7 protein-coding genes and 1 rRNA gene are annotated in these 7,872 nt (G+C 66.9%); 1 reads left to right on the top strand and 7 read right to left on the bottom strand.

What is annotated here, in order from left to right; translation table 11 throughout:
* Both FK268_RS16145 and murA read right to left on the bottom strand, forming a co-directional pair.
* Positions 1-205, bottom strand: a 16S ribosomal RNA gene (locus FK268_RS16145); the annotation flags it as partial.
* Positions 206-1,053: 848 nt separating this feature from the next.
* Positions 1,054-2,307 (bottom strand): UDP-N-acetylglucosamine 1-carboxyvinyltransferase, encoded by a 1,254-nt coding sequence (gene murA / locus FK268_RS16140; protein WP_146435799.1) that lies wholly within the window; start codon positions 2,305-2,307, stop codon positions 1,054-1,056.
* Positions 2,308-2,355: 48 nt separating this feature from the next.
* Here murA and FK268_RS16135 point away from each other — a divergent pair, with 48 nt between their 5' ends.
* Complete coding sequence (locus FK268_RS16135) at positions 2,356-2,928, top strand: cob(I)yrinic acid a,c-diamide adenosyltransferase (RefSeq protein ID WP_146435797.1); 573 nt, start codon at positions 2,356-2,358, stop codon at positions 2,926-2,928.
* A 15-nt stretch (positions 2,929-2,943) separates the two neighbouring features.
* On the opposite strand, the gene FK268_RS16130 is transcribed toward FK268_RS16135, so the two are convergent.
* The 5 genes from FK268_RS16130 to atpA form a co-directional block, all read right to left on the bottom strand.
* A complete protein-coding gene (locus tag FK268_RS16130) occupies positions 2,944-3,369 on the bottom strand; it encodes a DUF2550 domain-containing protein (RefSeq protein ID WP_146435795.1) in 426 nt (141 codons plus the stop codon).
* 91 nt (positions 3,370-3,460) lie between these two features.
* Positions 3,461-3,844, bottom strand: coding sequence for a F0F1 ATP synthase subunit epsilon (locus FK268_RS16125; RefSeq protein ID WP_146435793.1), 384 nt, complete (start codon positions 3,842-3,844; stop codon positions 3,461-3,463).
* Between the two features lie 6 nt (positions 3,845-3,850).
* Positions 3,851-5,296: a F0F1 ATP synthase subunit beta gene (gene atpD / locus FK268_RS16120; RefSeq protein WP_146435791.1), complete on the bottom strand. Its 1,446-nt coding sequence runs from the start codon at positions 5,294-5,296 to the stop codon at positions 3,851-3,853.
* A gap of 18 nt (positions 5,297-5,314) precedes the next feature.
* Entirely contained in the window at positions 5,315-6,238 is a 924-nt protein-coding gene (locus tag FK268_RS16115; RefSeq protein ID WP_146435789.1) for a F0F1 ATP synthase subunit gamma, read from the bottom strand.
* Positions 6,231-7,865 carry a F0F1 ATP synthase subunit alpha gene (atpA, locus tag FK268_RS16110; RefSeq protein WP_146435787.1) on the bottom strand — a complete coding sequence of 545 codons (1,635 nt, stop codon included), beginning with the start codon at positions 7,863-7,865 and terminating at the stop codon, positions 6,231-6,233. Before atpA ends, FK268_RS16115 begins: the two co-directional genes overlap by 8 nt.
* Positions 7,866-7,872: the final 7 nt, after the last annotated feature.

Here is a 7,872-nt window from a genome sequence, read left to right as displayed (position 1 = left end):
TTTCCACCAACCCCCATGCAGGAGAAGGTCATATCCGGTATTAGACCCAGTTTCCCAGGCTTATCCCGAAGTACAGGGCAGGTCACCCACGTGTTACTCACCCGTTCGCCACTCGTGTACCCCCGAAAGGGCCTTACCGTTCGACTTGCATGTGTTAAGCACGCCGCCAGCGTTCGTCCTGAGCCAGGATCAAACTCTCCATAAAAAACACTAGAAACCGTAGTTTCAGCATAATCCAGGAAATCCTGAACAAAACGAAACCACTGACAAAAATCAATGATTCCAGAAATACATCTCGCAAAGAAATAAACGAGAAAAGCCACAACACAAACAACCAAGTAATTTTGATTGTCCATGCGTGCCAAAAAATTTTGGCACTGACAATTTCATCGACACACTGTTGAGTTCTCAAAGAACACGCCAAACGCGGCCGCCCACACCATATGATTTCCGTGTGAACCGCACCTTCGCAGGCCGTTCATGCTACCCTAAACAAGTCAACCAGTCAAACTCACTGGCCTCACCCGCTCGGAGCAACCGTTCAAGCTTAGCAGATCGGATTTCCGTGTGCAACTCGCTCTCGCGGGCCGCCCCCGGAAGCACTCTGAACCGCTCAACCGCACGCTCGAACCCTCTCGACCGCGCTGGGCGCTCGAAAGTGATGTTCTTTCGTGGGGCTGGCTGCTCGGAGCAACCGTTCTAGCCTAGCAGGTCGGAATTTCGTTCGCAACTCGCTCTCGCGGGCCGCGATTCGGCATTCCGAACCGCTCACCACATGGAGGAACCACACGATCGTGTGGAGCACGATCGAGGAGAAGGTTTCTCTTCCGTGGCGGTCAGCGCGACGATCCTTGCGGATCTTCCCGGTTTCCGAACTTCCGGCGGCGCGTCGAGATCCAGATTCATTGGACTGCTGTGGGCCTTGCCGGGCGGCGCCTGGGCGCTGCTGACTCGACATAAGTTACACACGTCGAACTCGGAACACAAATCGGCAGGTGGTCCTGCCGATCCACCCCTCCGGCGGGAACGCTTCGCTCCCGCCGAAGGCGCAGATCAGGAGACGCGTTCGATCTGCCCACCGAGCGCGGTCACGTTCCCGACGAAGTTCGGATAGCCCCGATCGATGTGGAAGACGTCGTGCACCTCGGTCACTCCGTCGGCGCACAGGCCGGCCAGCACCAGGCCGACGCCGGCACGGATGTCGGTCGACCACACCGGCGCGCTCGAGAGCTGCTCCACTCCCCTGATCACCGCGTGGTGACCGTCGGTCCGGGCGTCCGCACCGAGGCGCACCATCTCCTCGACGAAGCGGAACCGGGCCTCGAAGACGTTCTCCGTGATCATCGAGGTGCCGTCGGCGACGCACGCCATGCCGATCGCCATCGGCTGCAGATCGGTGGGGAACCCCGGGAACGGGAGGGTCGCGACGTTCACCGCGTGCGGCCGCTCCGGCGACGCGATGCGGAAGCCGTCCGCGCGCTCGGTCACCGTCGCCCCCGCGTCCTGGAGCTTCTGCAGCACCACCCCCAGGGTCTCGGGCGCCACCCCGTTCACGGTGATGTCCCCGCGGGTCATCACCGCCGCGAAGCCCCACGTGGCCGCGACGATGCGGTCGCCGATCACCCGGTGCTCCGTGGGGTGCAGCTTCTCCACCCCGCGCACCATGAGGGTGTCGGTCCCGATCCCGTCGATGTCGGCACCCATCTGCACGAGCATCGCGCACAGGTCCACGATCTCCGGCTCGCGCGCGACATTGCTGATCACCGTCAACCCCGAGGCCAGTACCGCAGCCATGAGGATGTTCTCCGTGGCACCCACCGAGGGGAACTCCAGCGTGATCTCCGCACCTGTCAGCGAATCAGCTTGCGCCACAACGCAGCCGTGCTCGATCGAGCTCGTCGCACCGAGTGCGCGCAGCCCCGACTGGTGCATGTCCAGCGGTCGGGAGCCGATCGCATCGCCACCGGGGAGGGCGACCACCGCACGACGCTCGCGCGCCATCAGCGGCCCCAGCACGCACACCGAGGCGCGGAACTGCTTAACCGCGTCGAAGTCGGCGCGGTGATTGAGCACCGCCGGCGTGGTGATCCGCGCCGTATCGCCCTCGAGCTCGACCTCGGCGCCGAGACCGCGCAGGACGTCCGCCATGAGCGGGACGTCGAGGATCTCGGGACAGTTGGTCAGCACCGACGTTCCCTCGGCGAGCAACGTGGCCGCCATCAACTTCAGGACGCTGTTCTTCGCGCCACCCACGGTGACCTCGCCCGTCAGCCGGGCTCCACCGTGCACCAGAAACTTCTCTCCCACACCGCTCAGCCTATGGCACACCGCCCGGGCCTGTGACAGCCTGTGACCATGGCTGTCCACCTCACCCGCATCTACACCCGCACCGGCGACGACGGGACCACCGGGCTCGGCGACTTCTCGCGGGTCACGAAATCCGACGCTCGGCTGCGGGCCTACGCGGACTGCGATGAGGCGAACGCCGCCCTCGGGCTGGCGGTCACCGTCGGAGATCCCGATCCCGAGCTGCGCGCCGTCCTGCTCCGGATCCAGAACGAACTCTTCGACGTGGGCGCGGATCTCTCGAACCCCGTCGTCGACGATCCGCAGTACCCGCCCCTGCGCGTGACCGGCGACTACATCGACCGGCTCGAGGCCTGGTGCGACGAGTACAACGAGGATCTGCCCAAGCTGGACTCCTTCGTCCTGCCCGGCGGTACTCCCCTCGCGGCCTACCTGCACCTGGCGCGCACCGTCGTCCGACGGGCGGAGCGGGCGGCGTGGGACGCGGTGCGCGAGCACGGGGAGACGGTCTCGGTGCTGCCGGCGAAGTACCTCAACCGGCTGTCGGACCTGTTGTTCATCCTGTCGCGGGTCGCCAATCCGGGCGGCGACGTGCTGTGGAAGCCCGGCGGCGATCGCTGACGGTGGCGCCGACGGCTAGGGGCGCTGACGGCGCGGGCTCGGCCGCGATTCGAGCCAGGACTGGAAGGCCGTCAGGCCGTCCCGCGCGAAGGCGAGCTCGGTCTCCCCGTCGGGGGTGACGGCGTGCACGATCACCATGTCGGGATCGATGACGTCGAGTTCGGTGCCGTGGGGCGCGCGGCGACCGACGATCTCGGTCCTGCTGCGCGGCAACGTCCAGCTGGGCCCGAGCCGCACGCTGGAGAGCCGGTAGTACTTCACCTCGTGATCGTCGTAGCGGAGAGTGCCGTGGCGCCACCCGTGCTCCCCCTGCGCCGGCAGGTAGCGGATGATGATCGGCACGCCCGCGACACGGAGGCTGTAGAAGCGCAGGGCGACGATCGCGGCGACGGCGAGCAGTACGAGAACGGCGATCACCGTGACGAAGACCGCTCCGCCCATCACACGCTCCTCACTGCACCGTGCCCGGATAGCGTGAAAGCCGGTGGCCCGTTGTCACCGGGCCACCGGCTTTCACGCTGCTACTCCTATGTTACTTACCCGCGAGGAATTCGATCGCGCGCAGCCGTCCGTGCGCGACCGCCTGCTCGTCGGATCCGTCCGGGGCCGCCTCGAGGGCGCGCCGGACCTCGGCCTCCTCCAGCGACGAGGCCCACTCGGCCCCGTCCGCCAGCACCGTGACCTTCTCGCCGGTCACCGAGAGGAAACCGCCGCGGATCGCCGCGGCCAGTCGCTCGCCGCCCACCGTGTCGATGGCGACAGCGCCACCGGTGGTGAGCTGGCCGAACAGCGGCTCGTGATGAGCCAGGACACCCAGCTCACCCTCCGTGGTCTGGGCGATGACGAACGTCGCCTCGCCCGACCACAGCCGCTCCTCGACGGAGACGACCTCAACCTGAAACGCCGTGTCAGCCACTGGAAACTACTTTCCGGCGATCTTCTTCGCGGCGGCCTCGACGTCATCGAGACCACCACAGCTGTTGAACGCCTGCTCGGGCAGGTGATCGAACTCGCCCTTGCACACGCGGTCGAAGGCCTCGATGGTGTCGGCCAGCGGCACGACTGAGCCCTTCTCACCCGTGAACTTCTCGGCGACGATGAAGTTCTGGCCGAGGAACTTCTGGAGACGGCGAGCGCGCTGCACCGTGACCTTGTCCTCTTCCGAGAGCTCGTCCATACCGAGGATGGCGATGATGTCCTGCAGCTCCTTGTACTTCTGCAGGATGCGCTTGACCTCGTTGGCGACGCGGAAGTGCTCGTCGCCCACGATCGACGCCTCGAGGATGCGCGAGGTCGACGTCAGCGGGTCCACGGCGGGGTAGATACCCAGCTGCGAGATCGGACGCGAGAGCTCGGTGGTCGCATCGAGGTGCGCGAAGGTGGTGGCCGGCGCCGGGTCGGTGTAGTCGTCGGCGGGCACGTAGATGGCCTGCAGCGAGGTGATCGACCGGCCCTTGGTCGAGGTGATGCGCTCCTGGAGCTCGCCCATCTCGTCGGCCAGGGTGGGCTGGTAACCCACGGCGGAGGGCATACGACCCAGCAGGGTCGAGACCTCGGAGCCCGCCTGCGTGAAGCGGAAGATGTTGTCGATGAACAGCAGCACGTCCTGATGCTGGACATCGCGGAAGTACTCGGCCATGGTCAGGGCCGAGAGGGCGACGCGCATACGCGTCCCCGGCGGCTCATCCATCTGGCCGAACACCAAGGCGGTGTCCTGCAGCACGCCCATCTCCTCCATCTCGAGGTGGAGGTCGGTGCCCTCACGAGTACGCTCGCCGACGCCCGCGAACACCGAGGTGCCCGAGAACTCGCGCGCGATACGGGTGATCATCTCCTGGATCAGAACGGTCTTGCCGACGCCGGCACCACCGAACAGACCGATCTTGCCGCCCTTGACGTACGGGGTCAGGAGGTCGATGACCTTGATGCCCGTCTCCAGGATCTCGGTCTTGCCCTCGAGCTGATCGAAGGCCGGGGGCTTGCGGTGGATGCCCCACTGCTCGCCGTCACGGCCGAGGCCGGGGGTGTCCAGGCAGTCGCCCAGGGCGTTGAAGACGTGGCCCTTGACGACGTCGCCGACGGGCACGCGGATCGGGTAGCCCGAGTCGGTGACGTCGGTGCCGCGGACCAGGCCGTCGGTCGGCTGCATCGAGATGGCGCGCACCAGGTTGTCGCCGAGGTGCTGCGCGACCTCGAGGGTCAGCGTCTTGGCCACGGACGGGAGGGTGATCTCCGCGTGCAGGGCGTTGAACAGGTCGGGAACGGCGCCGCGCGGGAACTCGATGTCGACGACCGGGCCGATGACCCGCGTCACGCGACCGGTGGCCGCAGCGGTGCCCGCCGACGCGGGCTGGGTTGCTGTAGTCATGTGTCTGCTTTCCGGTTTCTAGTTCGCGAGGGCGCCGGCGCCACCGACGATTTCGCTGATTTCCTGGGTGATCTGCGCCTGACGGAGCTGGTTGGCCTCGCGGGAGAGCGAGACGGCCAGATCGTTGGCGTTGTCGGTGGCCGCCTTCATGGCCGTACGACGGGCCGCGTTCTCCGACGCGGCCGAGTCGAGCAGGGCCGCGAAGACGCGGGTGGCGACGTACTTGGGCAGCAGCGCCGACAGCAGGCTGTCCGCGCTCGGCTCGAAGGTGAAGTTGCGGGCCGCGGCCTCGCTCTCGCCCGACGCACCGTCGCTCTCCTCGACCACGAGCGGCGCCATGCGGCGGACCTCGGGGTTCTGCGAGAGCATCGACACGAAGCGGGTGTAGACGAGATGCAGCTCATCGACGCCGTGCGTCTCGACGCCGTCGATCGTCACGTACTCCTGCGAGCCCGTCTCGAACAGCTTCACCAGCGTCTCGGTCGCGGCGGTGGCGTCCGAATGGTGCGGCTGCTGCGAGAAGCCGGTCCACGCGCCCGCCACGTCCTGGCCGCGGAACCGGAAGTAGTCCAGTCCCTTCTGGCCCATGACGTAGAGGACGGGCTCCTTGCCCTCGTCCTTGAGCAGCTGGATCAGCTCACGCGTCTCCCGCAGCACGTTGGAGTTGTAGCCGCCGCACATGCCGCGGTCGGAGGAGACGACGAGGATCGCGGCGCGCTTCGGGTTTGCCCGCTCGGTGAGGAGCGGGTGATCCAGCGACCCGGACTTGCTCGCCAGCTCCGAGAGCACCGAGGTCATCTCCTCGGCGTAGGGCTTGGCGGCCGCGACCCGGGCCTGCGCCTTGGTGATCCGCGACGTCGCGATCAGTTCCTGCGCCTTGGTGATCTTCTTGGTCGAGTTGACCGAACGGATCCGCGAGCGCAGCTCTCGGATACTAGCCATTGCGCTTGACCTTGATCGTCTCGTGCTCGACGTCCTCGGCGGGCAGCGCGCCGGCCTCGGCCTCGTTGACCACGCGCGAGCCGTCGGAGGCGAGGAAGCTCTGCTTGAAGCGGTTGGTCTCGGCCACCAGGATCTCCGCCTGGTCCTTCTCGAGGACCTTGCCGCCGGCGATGGCCTCGTAGACGCCGGCCGCCGCGTGGTGCAGGTGGCTCAGCAGCTCACCGTCGAAGCGGCGCACGTCCTCGACGGGCACCGAGTCGTAGTGGCCCTCGCCGCAGAGGTAGATCGAGACGATCTCGTCCTCGACCGACGACGGGCTGTACTGGTCCTGCTTGAGCAGCTCGACCCAGCGGGCGCCGCGCGCCAGCTGTGCCTTCGAGGCGTCGTCGAGGTCCGAGGCGAAGGCCGAGAAGGCCTCCAGCTCACGGAACTGCGCGAGCTCCAGACGCAGCGAGCCCGAGACCTTCTTGAGGCCCTTGGTCTGCGCGGCGCCACCGACGCGGGACACCGAGGTACCGACGTTGATCGCGGGGCGGACGCCCTTGTTGAACAGGTCGGACTCGAGGAAGACCTGGCCGTCGGTGATCGAGATGACGTTGGTCGGGATGAAGGCCGAGACGTCGTTGGCCTTGGTCTCGATGATCGGCAGCGCCGTCATCGAGCCGCCGCCGAGGGCGTCGGACAGCTTCGCCGAGCGCTCCAGCAGGCGGGAGTGCAGGTAGAAGACGTCGCCGGGGTAGGCCTCGCGGCCCGGCGGGCGGCGCAGCAGCAGCGAGATGGCGCGGTAGGCCTCGGCCTGCTTGGACAGGTCGTCGAAGACGATGAGGACGTGCTTGCCCTGGTACATCCAGTGCTGGCCGATGGCCGAACCGGTGTACGGGGCGAGCCACTTGAAGCCGGCCGAGTCGGACGCGGGGGCCGCGACGATGGTCGTGTACTCCATGGCGCCGGCCTCGTCGAGCGCGGCCTTCACGCCGGCGATCGTCGAGCCCTTCTGGCCGATGGCGACGTAGATGCAGCGGACCTGCTTGGTCGGATCGCCGGTCTCCCAGTTGGACTTCTGGTTGAGGATGGTGTCGACGCAGACCGCGGTCTTGCCGGTCTTGCGGTCACCGATGACCAGCTGGCGCTGGCCGCGACCGATCGCGGTCATCGCGTCGATGGCCTTGATGCCGGTGGCGAGGGACTCCTCGACCGGCTGGCGCTCGAGCACGGTGGCGGCCTGCAGCTCGAGGACGCGCTGCTCCTCGGCCTCGATGTCGCCCAGGCCGTCGATCGGCTGGCCGAGCGGGTTGACCACTCGGCCGAGGAACTTGTCGCCCACCGGCACGGACAGCACGTCGCCGGTGCGGCGGACCTGCTGGCCCTCCTCGAGCGACTCGTAGTTACCGAGGATGACGGCGCCGATCTCGTCCTCGTCGAGGTTCAGGGCCACGCCGAGCACCCCACCGGGGAACTCGAGCAGCTCATTCGCCATCGCACCGGGCAGACCGGTCACGTGGGCGATGCCGTCGGCGGTGTCGGAGACGGTGCCGATCTCCTCGCGGGAGGCGTCGGCCTCGAACGTCGAGACGTACTGCTCGATCGCGCCCTTGACGTCGTCGGTTGAGATCGTCAACTCAGCCATGAGTACT

The organism is Tsukamurella sputi, from assembly GCF_007858445.1.
GTDB lineage: Bacteria > Actinomycetota > Actinomycetes > Mycobacteriales > Mycobacteriaceae > Tsukamurella > Tsukamurella sputi.
Note: the sequence above shows the minus strand (reverse complement) of the source record. Positions and strands in the feature narration are given on the sequence as shown.

Bases quoted from the DNA above. Each gene is read 5' to 3' on its own strand.
- FK268_RS16135 (WP_146435797.1), top strand. From the start codon at position 2,356: ATGGCTGTCCACCTCACCCGCATCTACACCCGCACCGGCGACGACGGG.
- FK268_RS16130 (WP_146435795.1), bottom strand. From the start codon at position 3,369: ATGGGCGGAGCGGTCTTCGTCACGGTGATCGCCGTTCTCGTACTGCTC.
- atpA (WP_146435787.1), bottom strand. From the start codon at position 7,865: ATGGCTGAGTTGACGATCTCAACCGACGACGTCAAGGGCGCGATCGAG.
- atpD (WP_146435791.1), bottom strand. From the start codon at position 5,296: ATGACTACAGCAACCCAGCCCGCGTCGGCGGGCACCGCTGCGGCCACC.
- FK268_RS16115 (WP_146435789.1), bottom strand. From the start codon at position 6,238: ATGGCTAGTATCCGAGAGCTGCGCTCGCGGATCCGTTCGGTCAACTCG.